This window comes from Chelatococcus sp. KU-N122, assembly GCF_055391085.1.
Window position 1 is genome coordinate 8182122 of the sequence record NZ_AP043981.1, and the last position, 15403, is coordinate 8197524.

Below are 15403 nucleotides of genomic sequence, written 5' to 3' on the forward strand. Positions count from 1 at the left end.
CCGTTGTCGAACGTGGATGGCTGCGGGCTGGACGATGCGGGACCAGAGCGCGAAGGCCTACGACATCCGGTCGGCCGGGTGCTTGTCGCGGTGCTCGACGTATTCGACCCGCATGCCGTCGGGATGGCGCACCAGCATGTTCCAGCCGGTCGGCACCACCTTGGGCGGCTCGAGCACCGCGGCGCCGACGGTCGGCAGATGGGCGGCGAAGGCCTGGATGTCGTCGACCATGAAGGTGGCGTGCGTGGCGACGAAGGGACGAAGGCTCTCCTCGGTGCCGGCGACGAAGAGAATGGAGGCGACCTGCGCCAGCTTAAGACTGTACGCGGGGTAGTCGAAGCGCAGCCGGGCCTCTTGGCCGATCAGACCCTCGTAGAAGGCGACGGCCTCATCGAAGCCGTCGAGTGGCAGATAGCGCCGCACCAGAATGTTGAGCACCTGCATCGGATGAACTCTCCGTCTCTCGGGGCATCGAGGCTGGCAAGCCCGGCGACCGGCCGGCCTCGACCGCCAGCCGTTCGGCCACGGCCTGCCGCCGCTTGCGCAAGGTCCCGGCGAGCCGATCGATCTGGGCGAGCTTGCCGCGCAGGGCGGCGACGCAAGCCGTCCCGTCCGCCCCGCCGTCGAGCACGGCGAGCAGCGTCCGCAGCTCGCGGGTCGAGAAGCCGGCGGCGATGAGATCGCGGGCCCAGGCAGCCGTCCGCAGGTCGGCCTCCGACAGGTTGCGATAGCCGTTCGCCCGGCGCGTGGGGCGAATGAGCCCAGCCGCCTCGTAGTGGCGCAACGTGCGTGCGCTGACGCCGAGATGCCGGGCCGCTTCCTGAATCTGCATCGGGTTCCGTCCTTGCCGCGAAGGTGCTAGCGCCTTCACGCTAGCGGCAAGGTCAAGGCCCCGGCGAGATCGGCCCGAGCCTGCGCTGCAAGGGCCCCAGGGGGCGTCTTGGCAGCCTGCCGCCATCGCCAGGCGTTTCTCGGCCCCCCTCAGGCGGCCTCGACCGTCGGGACAGCCCCCGCGCCGATGTGCGCCACCTCGAACGGCGTCGTCTGATAGATCTCGTTGATCCAGTTGCCGAACAGCAGATGGGCATGGCTTCTCCAGCTGTTCACGGGCTGCCGCGCCGGGTCGTCGTCCGGGAAATAATTCTTCGGAAGCGGCACGCCGCCCTGTGCCTCGAGATCGCGAACGTACTCGTCGGCGAGCGACCGCGTGTCGTACTCGAGGTGATTGAACATGTGGATCGACCGACACGACGGGTCGTCGAGCAGGCAAAGGCCCGTCTCGTCGCTGTCCGCCAGGACCGTCAGACGTCCGTCCCGCGGCAGGTCTTCCCGGCGGACTTCGGTCCAGCGCGACACGGGTATGGCGATATCGTCGGCAAAGCCGCGCAGATAGGGCGATGCGGGCGCCCGGTTGCGGTGCTGGAAGATCCCGAACGCCTTCTGGCCGAGATCATGCTTCGGCACGCCGTGGAAGTGCTGGACGGCCGCCTGCGCCGCCCAGCAGATCATGAAGCAGCTGTGGACGTGCGTCTGCGTCCAATCGAAGACACGGCGCAGCTCGTCCCAATAGGTGACCTGCTCGAAGGGCATCCGCTCGACCGGCGCCCCGGTCACGATGAAGCCGTCGAAGCGCTCGGCCCGCACGGCGTCCCAGGGCCGGTAGAACGTCGCCATGTGATCGGCGGCCGTATTGCGGGGAACATGGCCGGTCATCCGCACCAGCGTCAGCTCGACCTGGAGCGGTGTCGCCCCGACCAGCCGGGCGAGCTGCGTCTCCGTGCTGATCTTGTTCGGCATGAGATTGAGCAGCCCGATCCGCAGCGGCCTGATGTCCTGACGCCCGGCATCGGTTTCCCGCATGACGATCACGCCTTCGCCTTCGAGGGTGCGTCGTGCGGGAAGGTCGTCGGGAATCTTGATCGGCATGGTCGCGTCGGCCCTTCCACATATGGGGGCGGACGCGTGCGGCCTGATCCGTTTGGTTGCCGGGTCGGCCACATCCTCCCTGGCAGGGAGCGCCACCTTGCTCGGACAGCAGGTTGGCGTTGGGCGTCGCCCCAACTCTTGATGCGGACGAGATGGTAGTGCTCCGGCGGCCCTTCCGCAAGGTGAGGCGTCCCCGTGAGCTCAGGCGGGCGGCACCGGGCGCAGCACCTGGAACGTCTGGCTCTTGAGCAACGGGCCGTCGGTTTCGGACGCGGCCTTGGCCGCGAGCCATTCGGCGTCGGTCTTGAAGGCCTCCCAGCGGGCCTGCCGCTCCGGCTCGTCGGCGAAGCGCGTCACGTACCAGAGCTCGTCGGGCGCGGTCTCGGGGCGCCAGATCTGCACCACCTCGATGCCGAGGCGGGCGAAGATCGGCAGCACCTGGTGCAGGAAGCGCTCGCGTAGCGCGTCCGCCTTGCCTTCGTGCGGCGTGTAGATGCGCAGGTCGTGGATCATGGGATCACCTCCAATGGCTCGCAGCGATGGAGGCTCGGCGCGGCGCCGACAAGAAACGTGTTCTAATAGGCGCGATCAGATCGCGTTATGAGGCCTGCAGGTCCGGGAACAACTGCTCGCGCAGGGCCGCGATCGAGTTCAGCTCCGCTTCGAGCACCTCGATGAAGGTTCGTGCCGCGATCGACGGCGGCCGGCGGTGGTCGGTGACCACGTAGAGCTCGAAGGTCATGCTCGGCGCGATGATCGGGTAGAGGAACAGGCCGCCGCGGCCGATATCGCGCGCCATCGAGATGACCGGGAAGATCGCTGCCCAGCCGCCGCGCCGGGCCAGCTCCAGCGTCGCGATGACGCCGTCGATCTTCATGATGCGCTTCGGCTTGATCTCGCCGCGCGCCACCTGGTCCTGGATGGTGGCGCCGAGCACGTTGTACTGGGACGGCAGGATCAGCTTGAGCTCGGTCAGCTCGGACAGCTTGCAGGGGGTGAGCGAGTCGCCGTTGATCGGCGCGCCCGCCACCAGCAGCAGCCGGTCCTCGTAGGCCTTGCGGAAGTCCAGGCTGCCGCTCTCGGCCGGCCTGGCGCCCAGCGCCACGTCGAGCACCCCGGTCTGCACCATGGCGGTCAGGGAGTTGCTGTAGGCCTCCATGACGGTGATCTCGACCTCGGGGAACCGCTCCGCATAGAGCGACAGCACGCTGCCCATGATGCCGCGGTTCACCGAGGGAGGCGTTCCGACGCGGATCACCCCGGAGATGCGCCGCCCCTGGGCGACGTCGATGATCTCCTGCCTCGCCTCCGAGACACTGCGGACGATCGGCACGCACAGCTCGTAGAGCCGGTGTCCGGTCGCGGTCGGCTCGATGCCGCGGGAGGTGCGCTCGAACAGCGTCGTCGACAGCTCTTCTTCCAGGCGGCGGATCTGCATCGACAGCGCCGGCTGCACGACGTGCGACTTCTCGGCGGCCCGGCTGAAGCTCCGCTCCTCGTAGACCCTGATAAAGTACTGGATCTGCCTGATGTCCATTGCACCTCGCCGCATTTGCGCGGCGAAGTGCTACGCACATCGGGCCGCAACGACAAGCGTGCGCGGCCCCGAGGCAGTCGGCGCGGGCTCAGACCCCGGCGAGGAAGGCCGTCGCCGCCGCTGCCGCCACGTCCGCCTTCTCCGCGTGCGGCAGGTGGCCGGCGTCCTCGACGACCGTGAGCTTGGCGTGGGGAATTTCGGCCGTCCAGGACTGCGCGGTCGCCACGGGCGCAAGACGGTCCTGCGCGCCCCACAGGATGTGGGTCGGGATCTTGATGCGATGCAGCCAGCGCGACAGGTCGGGGTTGCTGAGCGCGGTCGCAGCGCCGAGCCGCACCACCGTCGTCTGGTTCTTCATCGCCACGGCAACCTGCTCGAGCGACGGCGGCTGCGACAGGATGCGGTCGGCGATCGCCTGGTTGTGGAACAGGTTGCGGGTGTTCTCCTCGTAGGACCAGCGGAAGATGTCGGTCGCACCCTCGCCGACCGCGGGCAGGCCGGACGGGCCGATCAGCGTCAGGCTCTTCAGGCGGCTCGCATCGCGTACGGCAAGCTCGGCCGCGATCCAGCCGCCGAACGAATTGCCGATGAGGTGCACCGGGCCGAGGTCGAGCGCCTCGAGGAAATCGAGGTAGAACAGCGCCAGATCGGCGACCGAGCCGAGCCAGGGCGGATTGTCCGATTGGCCGAAGCCCGGATGCTCGGGCACGAGGAGCTCGTGCTGCTGCGCCAGCGCCTCGAAGAACGGCGTCCACACGCTCAGGCCCGCGCCGCCGTGCAGGAATACCGCGGGGCTGCCCGCGCCTCCCTTGAACAAGCGGATGCGCGTGCCGCGGATCTCGGGAAAGGAAACGGCGTGGCTCATCGGCTTGCTCCGGCTGTCGGCGTTGCGGTCATTCCGCCCGCTGGCGGCACGTTGGCCGGAGTTACGAGCCCGAAGCGCCGGGCGGCAAGTAAGGGTTTCTGATCCACCGTATCAGCGGGCCTGATCCGTCCGGAGCGCTTCGCGATTGGGTGGACTCACACAATCGCAAAAGAAGCGCTCCGGATTCGAAATGCTCTGGCGCGGCGTGATAGCGCCATCAGCTAAGTGGTGATGCCGCCATCAGATAATCTGAATTGCCGCGTCCTGCCGCCTGTGGGATCGGAACGGCGATCCTCGTGAAGGCAGAGCCATGACCCAGCATCCCCTGTTCGACCTTTCCGGCAAGACGGCGATCGTCACCGGCGCCGGCAGCGGCCTCGGCCTCGCCATGGCCGAGGCGCTGGCCGAGAACGGGGCTTATGTCGTCCTCGCCGACTTGCGCGGCGAGGCCGCGGACGCGGTGGCGGCGGACTTCAAGGCGCGAGGCCTCGCCTGCGAGGGGCTGGCGCTCGACGTCGCCGACGCAGGAGCCGTCGGCCGCACCATTGCAGAGATCGCACAACGGCTCGGGCGGCTCGACATCGCCTTCGCCAACGCGGGCATTTCGGCCGGCCCCGGCCCGTTCACCGACCAGGGCGAGATCGGCGCGGTGGCGCCGGAGCGCTGGCGGCAGGTGCTGGACGTCAACCTCACCGGCGTCTTCGCCACGATTCAGGCCGCAGCCGTGCCGATGAAGCAGCAGCGCTGGGGACGCATCGTCGTCACCGCGTCCAGCGCCGGCTTCCGAGCCGACCCAATGGTCGGCTACGCCTACAGCGCGACCAAGGCCGCGGTAGTGAACCTGGTGAAGCAGGCCGCGACCGATCTGGCGCGGTTCGGCGTCAACGTGAACGGCATCGCGCCGGGGCCGTTCCTGACCAATATCGGCGGCGGGCGCATGCACGAGCAGGCCACGGAAGCGCTCTTCGCCGAATCGGTGCCCATGGGGCGCGTCGGCCGGCCGCACGAAATCAAGGGCACCGCACTGCTGCTGGCGTCCGAGGCGTCGAGCTTCATGACCGGGGCGATCGTGCCGGTCGACGGCGGCGCCATCGCCTGGTGATCAGGCACCGACGGCCGAGCGCGTGAAGCGGGCGATCAGCGCCGCGGTCTCGGCCGGACGCTCCACCGCCAGCATGTGGGCGGCCGGCGCCACATCGATGCGCTCGCTCGGACCGGCGAGCCGCGCCGCGATCTCGTCGAGCAGCGCGGGCGGCGTCGCCGGATCGTCGCGCCCGGCGATCAGCAATGCCGGCAGCCTGATGTCCGCCAGCCGCTCCCGCAGGTCCGTATCGCGGATGACGCGGCAGCAGGCGGCGTAGCTCGCCGGGTCCGTTCCCCGCAGCATCCCGGCGCACGCCGTCACCGCCGCCGGCTCGGCCTCGCGGAACGCCGGCGTGAACCAGCGGTCCAGCGAAAGAGCGACGAACGGCTCCATGCCGGCCGTGAGCGCCGTCCGCGCCCGCTCCTCCCAGGCGGAGGCAGGCTGCAGCGCAGCGCCGGTCGCGCACAGCACGAGCCCGCTCAGGCGCCCGGGAGCACGCAAGGCCAGGGCCTGGCCGACCATGCCGCCGAGCGACAGGCCCACGAACAGCGCCCTGCCCGCGTCGGCGGCATCCATCACCGCCAGCGCATCGTCGGCCAGATCGTCGATCGTCGCCGGGCTGCCGTCAGGATCGGAGGCGCCGTGGCCCCGCGCATCGAACCGGACGGCGCGAACGGCCGGCCCGAGCGCCGCGACGACGCCGTCCCACATGGCGCTGGCGGTGCCGATCGAATTGGCGAAGACGACGGTCGGGCCGTCGTCCGGGCCCGCAACGTCATAGGCGATCCTGCGGCCAAGCCGCTCGACGTAAGCCACGGCGACGCCCTCAGCTCGCCGCCGCGAGCGATGGCACCGCCGCCGCGTCGTCGCCGGCCTTGTCGAACTCGTATTCGTCCGGGACGAAGGTCCGCGTCAGCGCCCAATAGTCGAGCAGGCGCCAGGGCGACGTCAGCGTCACGCGGTTGTGCTTGTTCTTGTACCAGTTGTTCACGCCGGGGTGCGCCCAGACCATGTTGCTGCACTTCTCGTCGACGAGCCGGTTGTAGGCGTCGTGCACCGGGCGCCGGATCTCCGCCGTACGGTGACCGCTCTCGATCATCTCGCGCAGCGCCTGCATGATGTAGCGAACCTGGCATTCGAAGTGGAAGATGGCGCTGCCGCCGTGGGCCAGGTTGGTGTTCGGCCCGAAGGTGACGAACAGATTGGGAAACTCCGGGATGGTCATGCCCTTGTAGGCGCGCGGGTCGTCGTCGCCCCAGAGCTCGCGGATGCCGATGCCGCCCCGCCCGCGCACGTCGATCGGCCACAGGATCTTCGAGGCCTGGAAGCCGGTGGCCATGATGATCACGTCCGCATCCCGGCGGGTGCCGTCGCTCAGCACGACCTCCGACCGTGTGACCTCGGCGACGCCGCCGGAGATGAGCTCGACGTTCGGCCGCTTCAGCATCCGGTACCAGTGATTGTCGCGCAGCATCCGCTTGCCGTAGGGCGGATAGCTCGGGGTGCAGCGGGCGATGAGCGCCTCGTCGCCGTCGAGCTCCTTGCGGATGTGGGCGACCAGCATCTCGCGCATGCGGTGGTTCGTCTCGTTGAGCGACACCTCCGGCTGGGTCCACTGCGGATCCATCTGCAACGAGGCATGGAAGCCGTCGGACGAAGCCCAGAACAACTGGAAGCGACACCATTCGGAGAACAGCGGAATGTTCTCCAGCGCCCAGCGCTGGCCGGCGGTCACCGCCTTGTGGTAGTTGGCGTTCGGCATGGCCCAGTGGGGCGTGCGCTGCACGATGGTGAGCCGCTCCACCTCGGGCGCGATCGCCGGGGCCGCCTGCATGGCGCTGGCGCCGGTGCCGATCATCACCACACGCTTGCCGCGGAGATCGATGTCCCCGTCCCAGCAGGCGGTGTGGAACACCGGCCCCGCAAAGGTGTCGAGACCGGCGATCGCCGGCACCGCCGGCCGGTTCAGCTGGCCGACGGCGGTGATGACCGCGTTGCAGGCGATCGTCTCCTCGGCCCCGTCAGCCGTGCGGACGGTGACGGTCCAGGCGGCGCTCGCCTCGTCGAACACCGCCCGCAAGACCTCGGTGCGGAAGCGGATATCGCGCTTGAGATCGTAGGCGCGCGCCACCTCCTCGATGTAGCCCTGGATCTCCTCGCGCTTGGAGAAGTGATGCGACCACTTGTTGTAGGGATAGAACGAATAGGAGAAGAAATGATTGGGCGTGTCGACGCCGCAGCCCGGATAGACGTTCTCGTACCAGGTGCCGCCGACCTCGTCGTTCTTCTCGATGACGACGAAGGGGATGTCGAGCTCGCGCAGCGCGATCGCCGCGCACAGGCCGGAGAAGCCCGCGCCGATGACCACGACCTTGAACGCCTTGCGGGCGGCGGGCGCCGCGCCGCGCCAGGCGACCTTGCGGGTCTCCTCCGCGCCCAGCCGCATCTCCTCCAGTAGCAGCGGCACGTATTCGTCCGGTACCGGCTGGCCGACCGCGGTGCTCATCATCTTCCGGAGGAAGCCGAGGTCCACCGCGCGCGGCACCGGCTTTCCGGTCCGCGCGTAATCCTGGAGCACGGTGACGAGCTCATCCCGGATCCGCCGCTTGAGCGTGTCCGGAACAGTCTCCTGGAAGTTCCAGGCGCCGGAGATATAGGGCGCGGCCTCGTCGAGCAGGCCGGCCCCGCCGCCGAGCTGGGCGAGGACCATCAGCGTGGGGGCGATATCCGCATCGTCGAGTGCTGTGCGCAGGGTGGCCTCGTCGGCGACGGCAGCCTTGAACGTCGAACTCATCGTCATCTCGTGCCTGATCGCGCCCCGGGGACGGATGGGCGCATCCGGCCCGGAGAAAAGCCATCTGGTTCAGTGAATGGAAGTAATGATATGTGATCAGGTTGATAATTTTAAATGATGCTCCGCACGCGTGCAGTTGATCCGATCACCCCGATTGGACGCGGGGTGACGGATTGTCAGACGCAATGCTGCCCACTATGAGGGGTCATCACAGCCAATCCCGATGCGGCGCGGCGTAAATCGGAGCCGATCATTGAAAATTATACGGCCGATCAGAAATGGGTATTGGCGGCAGCGAGATCCGCAAGGCTAGCGTGGCCCGTCCTCCGTGCGGCAACGGCCGCGCGGATGCGCCACCGTGGCGACGGATCAAGACAATGATACGGGGGGATTCAGAGTGCGTTCGACGAGATCACTGTTCGCTGGCCTCATGGCTGTCGTGCCGCTGCTGGTGCTTGGGTCGGCGCCGGCCGCAGCGCAGCAGAAGGTCGTGGTGTATACGGTCATCCCCGAGCAGGAGATCAACCGCGACATCGCCAAGGAATTTACCCGCCGCACGGGCATCGAGGTCGAGATGCTGAACGTTCCCGCCGCCGGCGCGCTGGCAGCGCGTGTCCGCGGCGAGAAGGACCGGCCGCGCGCCGACGTGCTGGCCGACGCGCCGATCGACTTCCAGCAGGCACTGGCGAAGGAGGGGCTGCTGCTGTCCTACCGGTCGCCGCTGGAGACCGACGCGGTCCTGGCCAAGGGCTATTCCGATCCGCAGGGCTACTGGCACGGCTGGTACGGCCTCACCACGGCGATCTTCTGGAACCGCGACCGCTTCGCCGCCCTCTCCGGCAAGACCGGCCTGACGGCTCCCAAGGCCTGGGACGACCTTCTCGCTCCCGGCCTCAAGGACGAGATCGTTGTCTCGAACCCGCAGACCTCGGCGATCGGCTACGTGCTGCTGGCGACGCAGATCTTCCGCCTGGGCGAGCCCAAGGCCTGGGAGTTCCTGCGCCGCCTGGACGGCAACGTGAAGCAGTATCCGCCCTCCGCTCCGGTCACCGTGGCGATGGTGGAGCAAGGCGAGGCGACCGTCGGCGTCTTCTGGCTATCGAACGTGCTGTATTCGAAGCTCGGCCGCAAGCAGCCTCTCGATTTCGTCGTCCCCGACGACAACACGGTCAACGTATGGGCTGCATCCATCGTGAAGGGCGGACCGAATCCGGAAGGCGCAAAGAAATATGTCGACTTTCTACTGTCGGAATATCCGCAGGAAGTGAACGCGCGTCTCGGTTATCGCACGCCGCTCAATGAAAACGTGCCGGCGCCGGAGGGTGCACCTGCGCTCGCCTCGATCAAGACGGTCAAGTACGATCAGGCCTGGGCCAACGACAACATCGACCGCATCCGCAAGGAGTGGGGCCGGGTGAGCGCGAAGTAGCGGCACACGGGCAACGAGGAGGAAGCCATGAGATCATTTCCCGGATGCGCGCTCGCCGTCGCGCTGGCCGCGTCGCTCGTCGCGGCCTCGACCGGCGCGGCGTCCGCACAGCAGAAGATCGTCGTCTACACCGTCATCCCCGATGCCGAGGTCAACCGGCAGATCAACGAGGAATTCACCAGGCGCACCGGCATCCAGGTCGAGGTGCTGAACGTGCCGGCCGTCGGCACGGTCGCCTCGCGCATCCGCAGCGAGAAGGACAGGCCCCGCGCCGACGTCTTCGCGACGGCGCCGGTCGACTTCCACGAGGCCCTCGCCAAGGACGGCCTGCTCGACACCTACAAGTCACCGGCAGTGACGGCGGACATGGTCGCCAAGGGCTATGCGGACGCCAACGGCCGCTGGTTCGGCTGGTACGGCCTGACCACCTGCATCTTCTGGAACACCGACCGTTTCGCCAAGGAGCTCGCCCCCAAGGGGCTCCAGCCTCCGGCCACGTGGGATGACCTGCTCGATCCCAGGCTCGCCGACCAGATCGTGCTGTCCAACCCGCAGACGTCGGCGATCGGCTACGTCCTGCTGGCGACGCAGATCTTCCGCTCCGGCGAGGACAAGGCCTGGGCCTATACCCGCGCGCTCGACAAGAACGTCAAGCAGTACACCCCCTCGGCGCCGCTCACCGTCACCCTGGTCGAACAAGGCGAGGCCAGCGTCGGCGCGTTCTGGCTGGCCGATGTGCTGACCGCCAAGCTGGCGCGCAACGGCCCCATCGCGTTCACGGTGCCGCCGGACAACGTCGTCAACGTGTGGGCGGCGTCGATCGTCAAGGGCGGCCCCAACCCGGAGGGCGCGCGGAAGTACATCGACTTCCTGCTGAGCGACTATCCGCAGACCATCAACGCCAAGTACGGCTTCCGCCATCCGCTGAACCCGGCCGCGACGCCGCCGGAAGGCGCGCCGCCGCTCACGGATCTCAAGCTGGTGAAGTACGACGTGGAATGGGCCTCGGCGAACGTCGACCGGCTCCGCAAGCAGTGGGCGCGCGAGACGGGCCGTTGACGCGCCACGCTCCGTCGATGTGAAGCTCGCCCCCTGCCCGAACCAGTCCCCCGAGCCGGGGCGGCCGAGGGATCGCCTCGCGCGGTCCCGAAGCCGTCCGTCCTGCCACGAAACCGCTGTCCCGCCGTCGGGCGGGGCCAATGAGGAGAATGCAATGTCGGCAATGTCGGCGGTAGCCGGTCGGCTTGGATGGCATGGCGACCGGGCGCCGGTCGAGCTCGGGGTCGTCGTCGCCTTCGTGGCCGCCTTGGCGATCCTCGTGGTGTTCGTGCTGTACCCGACGTTCGGCGTCCTGAGCTATCCGGGGCTTGCGGACTACGTCGACGTGCTGACGCGGCCGCGCTGGCTGACGGCGGCGCGCAACACCGTCGTCATCACCCTGCTGTCCACCGCCTCCTCGACGGCGATCGGCTTCGTCTTCGCCTTCGCGGCGACTCGGCGCGACATCCCGGGATCACGGCTGTTCAACACCATCGGCATGCTGCCGCTGTTTGCGCCGCCGTTCATGGTGGCGTTCTCCTACATCCTCATGTTCGGCCGGCAAGGCCTGATCAGCAGCCATTTCCTCGGCCTGAACCTGAACATCTTCGGCTGGCACGGCCTGTGGCTGTCGCAGACGATCGCGTTCTTCCCGCTGTCGATGATGATCATCCGCGGCGTGCTCCAGGGCATTCATCCCAGCGCCGAGCAGGCGGCGCTGACGCTGGGCGCGACGGAAGCCGGCGCGCTCCGCACCGTCACCCTGCCGCTGGCGCGCCCCGGCATCATCGGGGCGATGCTGGTGGTCGCCATCACGGTGCTGGCCGACTTCGGCAACGCCGTCGTCATCGCCGGCAACTACCCGCTGCTCGCCACCGAGGCGTGGTTCATGATGGAAGGCCTCGCCGACCTGAAGAGCGCCGCCGTCGTCGTGGCCGTGCTGCTGGTGCCGACCATCGGCCTGTTCGTGGCGAGCCGCATGCTGATGCGCCGGCGCTCGTTCGTCACCGTCTCCGGCAAGGGCGGCGGCATGGACCAGATCGCGACGCCGCCGCTCGTCAAGTGGGCCGTCGTCGCCGTCTGCGCGCTGACCTCCGTCTTCGTCATTCTGCTCTACCTCGGCATCATCCTGGCGGGCCTCACCGAGACGTGGGGCAGCAACTGGGCGCTCACGACGCGGCACTGGGCCGAGGCGCTGAGCCATTGGAACGCCCTGTGGAACAGCATCGTCATCGGCGTGGCGGCGGGGCTGCTGACGGCGGTGTTCGGCCAGATCGCCGCCTTCCTGACGTCGCGGACCATGCCGCTGCGCGGCGTCCTCGACTTTCTGGCCGTGCTGCCCGGCGCCCTTCCCGGCGTGTTCGTGGGCGTGGGCTTCGTCCTCGCCTTCAACGCGCCGCCCATCGAGCTCGCCGGTGGCCTCTGGATCATCGTGCTGGCGCTCGGCTTCTGGCACCTGCCGCTAGCCTACGAGGCGACCACGGCGGCGCTCGCCCAGATCCACCGCAGCATCGAGGACGCGGCCCGCGACCTCGGCGCCAGCGAGGTCAGGCTGATCCGCGACGTCTACGCCCCGCTGCTCTCGCGCAGCCTGGTCGCCTCCTTCCTCCAGTCCTTCGTGCGCTCGGTGAGCAACATCAGCGTGGTGGTGTTCCTCGTCGCTCCCGGCAACGTCGTCGTCACCTTCGTCATCCTGCAGATGATCGGCGGCGGCAATTGGAGTGGCGCTGCCGCGCTGACGACGTTCCTCCTCCTCATCACCTTCATCTGCGTCGGGCTCGCGATCGCCGTGGCCGATCGGCGCTCGTCCCCGTTCAGGAGCCTGCAGCCATGAGCCAATCCGCGATCGAGCCCGCCACCGAACGAACGGCCGACGTCGTGCCCTATCCCACCCAGGCCGAGCCGCACGTCCGCCTCGTCGGCGTGACGAAGACCCTCGGCGGCGGCTTCACTGCGGTGGACGACGTCTCCCTCGATATCCCCCGCGGCAGCATGCTGACGCTGCTCGGCCCGTCGGGCTGCGGGAAGTCAACGACGCTGCGGCTGCTCGCCGGCTTCTACCAGCCGACGCAGGGCGAGATCTATCTCGGCCAGGAGGCGATCACCCGCCTGCCGCCGAACCGCCGGCGCATGACGATGGTGTTCCAGGAATATGCCCTGTTCCCGCATCTGACCGTGGCGGAGAACGTCGGCTACGGCCTCAGGATGCGGCGGGATGCGGCCGCCGCGATCAAGACGCGCGTCGGCGAGATGCTCGAGCTGGTGGGCTTGGCCGGCGGCGGTGACAAGTATCCGCACCAGCTCTCCGGCGGCCAGCAGCAGCGGGTGGCGCTGGCGCGTGCGCTCGCCGTCGATCCGGAGGTGCTGCTGCTCGACGAGCCGCTGTCGAACCTCGACGCCAAGCTGCGCGTGCGGCTGCGCGAGGAGATCGTGCGGCTGCAGAAGGTGCTCGGCAAGACCATGGTCTTCGTCACCCACGACCAGGAGGAGGCGCTCTCCATCTCCGACGAGATCGCCATCATGCGCGACGGCAAGGTGGCGCAACGGGGCTCGCCGTCCGACATCTACTTCCGGCCCAACAGCCGCTACGTCGCCGAGTTCATCGGGCAGGCGAACTTCCTGGAGACGGAGGTCGTCGAGCCCGGCAAGATTCGCCTCGGGCAGAGCCTGCTCGACCTGCCGGCGGCGCGCCAGCGCGGCAAGGCGACGCTCGTGGTCCGCCCCGAGGCGATCAGCCTGAGCACCGGGGGCACCGCCTTCGGCGCCCGCCTGCTCGGCGAGATCCAGCGCCGCTCGTTCCACGGCAGCATGGCGCGCTACTGGGTGCAGACGGCGCTCGGCGAGCTTATGGTGGACGATCCGGCCGTCTACGGCGCCCTGCACGAGGGCACGGTGCAGCTGTCGTTCGCGGCCGACCGAGTGCACGTGCTGCCGCAGACGTAAGGGTCCGCGGCCGGTCCTTCGCGCGTGGCCAGCCTCGCCGTCAGCCGCCGGACCGGCTCCGCCCTGCCCTCTGGTAACGGGCAGCGCCCCAGAACGAGAGCTGCGCGATGATGCCGGCGCCCGCCAGCACGATGGCCGCAGACAACGCCGGATCCTTGCCGAGGCCGACGAGCGCCGTGCAGACCGCTCCCACAGCCATCTGGATGAAGCCGTAGAGGCCCGACGCCGAGCCGATGATGCGCGGATCGACGCTCACCGCCTCCGCCAGCGCGGCCGGTGAGGCCGTGCCGCCGCCGAGCGTGAAGACGAACATCGAGGCGATCGTCAGGGCGACCGACAGCTGTCCCGACAGCACGGCGGCGAGCAGCACCAGCGCCGCGACCGCGCTCATGGCGTTGGCGCCGATCATCAGGCGCTTGGTCGGCACGCGGCCGACCAGCCTGGTCGCCAGCATGCTGCCGACCCAGACCCCGAGGACGAGGACGGCGACGTAGATCCCCACCCGCTCGATCGGCTGGTGCAGGTCCTGCACGAAAATGAAGGGCGCCGCGGCGATGAAGGCGTACATGGACGTGGTGGCGCAGCCGCCGCCCACGGCAAACCCGAGGAACGCCGGCGAGCGCAGCAACCGTCCGTAGCTCCGCATCAGCCCAGCGCCGGCGGCCGCGGAGGGCGTCGTCGTCTCCGGCAGCAGCCGCCAGGCGAGCACCAGGCCGGCGACGCCGAGGCCGGTGAGCAGGATGAAGATCGACCGCCACCCCAGCGAGCTCGCCAGCGCCCCGCCGAGCAGCGGCGCAAGCCCCGGCCCGACCGTCACCATCAGGTTCAGCAAGGCCAGCCGCCTGACCGCCTCGGTCGGCGCCGCCAGGTCCCGCACGATCGCCCGCGCCAGCACCAGGCCGGCGCAGCCGCCGAGCGCCTGCAGCAGGCGCAGGGCGACGAGCACATGGATGTTGTCGGCCGCCGCCACGCCGAGGCTCGCGACGGTATAGATGGTGAGGCCGGCCATCAGCGTCGGCCGGCGGCCGAAGCGGTCGGAGACCGGTCCGTAGATGAGCTGCCCCACCGCCAGCCCCAGAATGTAGAGGCTGATGGTGAGCTGCATCGACGGCGCGCCAACGCCCAGATCCCTCGCCGCGGCGGGTAGCGCCGGCACGAAGATGTGCATGGCGAGCGTGCCGGTGAAGGTCACCAGCGCCAGGAGCCAGAGAGGCACGTGCAGCGCGCGCACGCGGGCGGCGATGGCCATCGCCTCGTCGGGGTCCCTCACGCTTTCCCCTCCTCGGCAGCCGTGAGCGTGCGGCAGATGTGCTGGAGCACGCGCCAGGTGGTCGCCAGGTCCTCCGCCGACACGCCGACGAAGGCGTCGTCACGGACGCGGCGCGAGCTGTCCTCGACGTGATCCACCATGGCCTGGCCGGCCGGCGTCAGCACGATCGCCTTGGTGCGCCGATCCGTCCCCTCGCGGCGCTCGACGAGGCCGGCCTCCTGCAGGGAATCCAGCAGCCGCACCACGGCGGAGCTGTCGAGCGACAGGGACTCCGCCAGCTCCTTCTGGCGCATGGCGGCGGGCGCACGTGCCAGGCGGATGAGGGGCAGCCAGGTGGCCTCGGTCAGCCCGAATGGCTGCAAGCCGCGATCGACGGCACGACGCCACAGGCGCGCCGTCAGCGCCAGCAGCGAGCCGAAGCCGCGCCGGATGATCTCGTCGGATGATGTCATGGAGCGCACATTTGATGATGTATCAATAGATGACATATCATCTAATTGCGCGCAACTGCCCGGCT

The 15403-nt window shown here is 68.9% G+C and carries 15 protein-coding genes and 1 riboswitch; of the genes, 5 read left to right on the forward strand and 10 right to left on the reverse strand.

Features of this window, described 5'->3' with window-relative positions; genetic code table 11:
- Window positions 1–57: 57 nt before the first annotated feature.
- The 6 genes from ACZ5PO_RS36895 to ACZ5PO_RS36920 all read right to left on the reverse strand — a co-directional run bounded on the left by ACZ5PO_RS36895 (window position 58) and on the right by ACZ5PO_RS36920 (window position 4328).
- On the reverse strand, window positions 58–444 hold the full coding sequence (locus ACZ5PO_RS36895; protein WP_464187879.1) for a VOC family protein: 387 nt from the start codon (window positions 442–444) through the stop codon (window positions 58–60).
- Window positions 389–832, reverse strand: a complete 444-nt coding sequence (locus ACZ5PO_RS36900; RefSeq protein ID WP_464187881.1) for a MerR family transcriptional regulator — start codon at window positions 830–832, stop codon at window positions 389–391. Before ACZ5PO_RS36900 ends, ACZ5PO_RS36895 begins: the two co-directional genes overlap by 56 nt.
- Window positions 833–981: 149 nt before the next feature.
- The gene (locus ACZ5PO_RS36905; protein WP_464187883.1) at window positions 982–1926 is read right to left on the reverse strand and encodes a homoserine O-succinyltransferase; all 945 of its coding nucleotides are present in this window, start codon (window positions 1924–1926) and stop codon (window positions 982–984) included.
- 42 nt (window positions 1927–1968) lie between these two features.
- Window positions 1969–2076, reverse strand: a riboswitch (SAM-I-IV-variant riboswitch).
- Between the two features lie 51 nt (window positions 2077–2127).
- Window positions 2128–2439, reverse strand: coding sequence for an NIPSNAP family protein (locus tag ACZ5PO_RS36910; RefSeq protein ID WP_464187885.1), 312 nt, complete (start codon window positions 2437–2439; stop codon window positions 2128–2130).
- An 85-nt stretch (window positions 2440–2524) separates the two neighbouring features.
- Window positions 2525–3463 carry a LysR family transcriptional regulator gene (locus ACZ5PO_RS36915; protein WP_464187887.1) on the reverse strand — a complete coding sequence of 313 codons (939 nt, stop codon included), beginning with the start codon at window positions 3461–3463 and terminating at the stop codon, window positions 2525–2527.
- Window positions 3464–3551: 88 nt separating this feature from the next.
- Window positions 3552–4328, reverse strand: coding sequence for an alpha/beta fold hydrolase (locus ACZ5PO_RS36920; RefSeq protein WP_464187889.1), 777 nt, complete (start codon window positions 4326–4328; stop codon window positions 3552–3554).
- A 310-nt stretch (window positions 4329–4638) separates the two neighbouring features.
- On the opposite strand from ACZ5PO_RS36920, the gene ACZ5PO_RS36925 reads away from it, so the two are divergent.
- Window positions 4639–5430, forward strand: a complete 792-nt coding sequence (locus tag ACZ5PO_RS36925) for an SDR family NAD(P)-dependent oxidoreductase (RefSeq protein WP_464187891.1) — start codon at window positions 4639–4641, stop codon at window positions 5428–5430.
- On the opposite strand, the gene pcaD is transcribed toward ACZ5PO_RS36925, so the two are convergent.
- On the reverse strand, window positions 5431–6228 hold the full coding sequence (gene pcaD / locus ACZ5PO_RS36930; protein WP_464187893.1) for a 3-oxoadipate enol-lactonase: 798 nt from the start codon (window positions 6226–6228) through the stop codon (window positions 5431–5433).
- A 10-nt stretch (window positions 6229–6238) separates the two neighbouring features.
- The gene (locus ACZ5PO_RS36935; protein WP_464187895.1) at window positions 6239–8206 is read right to left on the reverse strand and encodes a flavin-containing monooxygenase; all 1968 of its coding nucleotides are present in this window, start codon (window positions 8204–8206) and stop codon (window positions 6239–6241) included.
- 430 nt (window positions 8207–8636) lie between these two features.
- Here ACZ5PO_RS36935 and ACZ5PO_RS36940 point away from each other — a divergent pair, with 430 nt between their 5' ends.
- The 4 genes from ACZ5PO_RS36940 (at window position 8637) to ACZ5PO_RS36955 (ending at window position 13616) form a co-directional block, all read left to right on the forward strand.
- On the forward strand, window positions 8637–9635 hold the full coding sequence (locus ACZ5PO_RS36940) for an extracellular solute-binding protein (protein ID WP_464187897.1): 999 nt from the start codon (window positions 8637–8639) through the stop codon (window positions 9633–9635).
- Window positions 9636–9662: 27 nt separating this feature from the next.
- The gene (locus tag ACZ5PO_RS36945) at window positions 9663–10694 is read left to right on the forward strand and encodes an extracellular solute-binding protein (RefSeq protein ID WP_464187899.1); all 1032 of its coding nucleotides are present in this window, start codon (window positions 9663–9665) and stop codon (window positions 10692–10694) included.
- A gap of 154 nt (window positions 10695–10848) precedes the next feature.
- Window positions 10849–12507 carry an ABC transporter permease gene (locus tag ACZ5PO_RS36950; protein WP_464187901.1) on the forward strand — a complete coding sequence of 553 codons (1659 nt, stop codon included), beginning with the start codon at window positions 10849–10851 and terminating at the stop codon, window positions 12505–12507.
- On the forward strand, window positions 12504–13616 hold the full coding sequence (locus ACZ5PO_RS36955; RefSeq protein WP_464187903.1) for an ABC transporter ATP-binding protein: 1113 nt from the start codon (window positions 12504–12506) through the stop codon (window positions 13614–13616). Before ACZ5PO_RS36950 ends, ACZ5PO_RS36955 begins: the two co-directional genes overlap by 4 nt.
- Before the next feature lie 40 nt (window positions 13617–13656).
- Here the strand turns inward: ACZ5PO_RS36955 and ACZ5PO_RS36960 are convergent, their stop codons facing one another.
- The gene (locus tag ACZ5PO_RS36960) at window positions 13657–14886 is read right to left on the reverse strand and encodes a multidrug effflux MFS transporter (protein ID WP_464187905.1); all 1230 of its coding nucleotides are present in this window, start codon (window positions 14884–14886) and stop codon (window positions 13657–13659) included.
- Complete coding sequence (locus ACZ5PO_RS36965) at window positions 14883–15338, reverse strand: MarR family winged helix-turn-helix transcriptional regulator (RefSeq protein ID WP_464187907.1); 456 nt, start codon at window positions 15336–15338, stop codon at window positions 14883–14885. Before ACZ5PO_RS36965 ends, ACZ5PO_RS36960 begins: the two co-directional genes overlap by 4 nt.
- Between the last annotated feature and the right edge of the window lie 65 nt (window positions 15339–15403).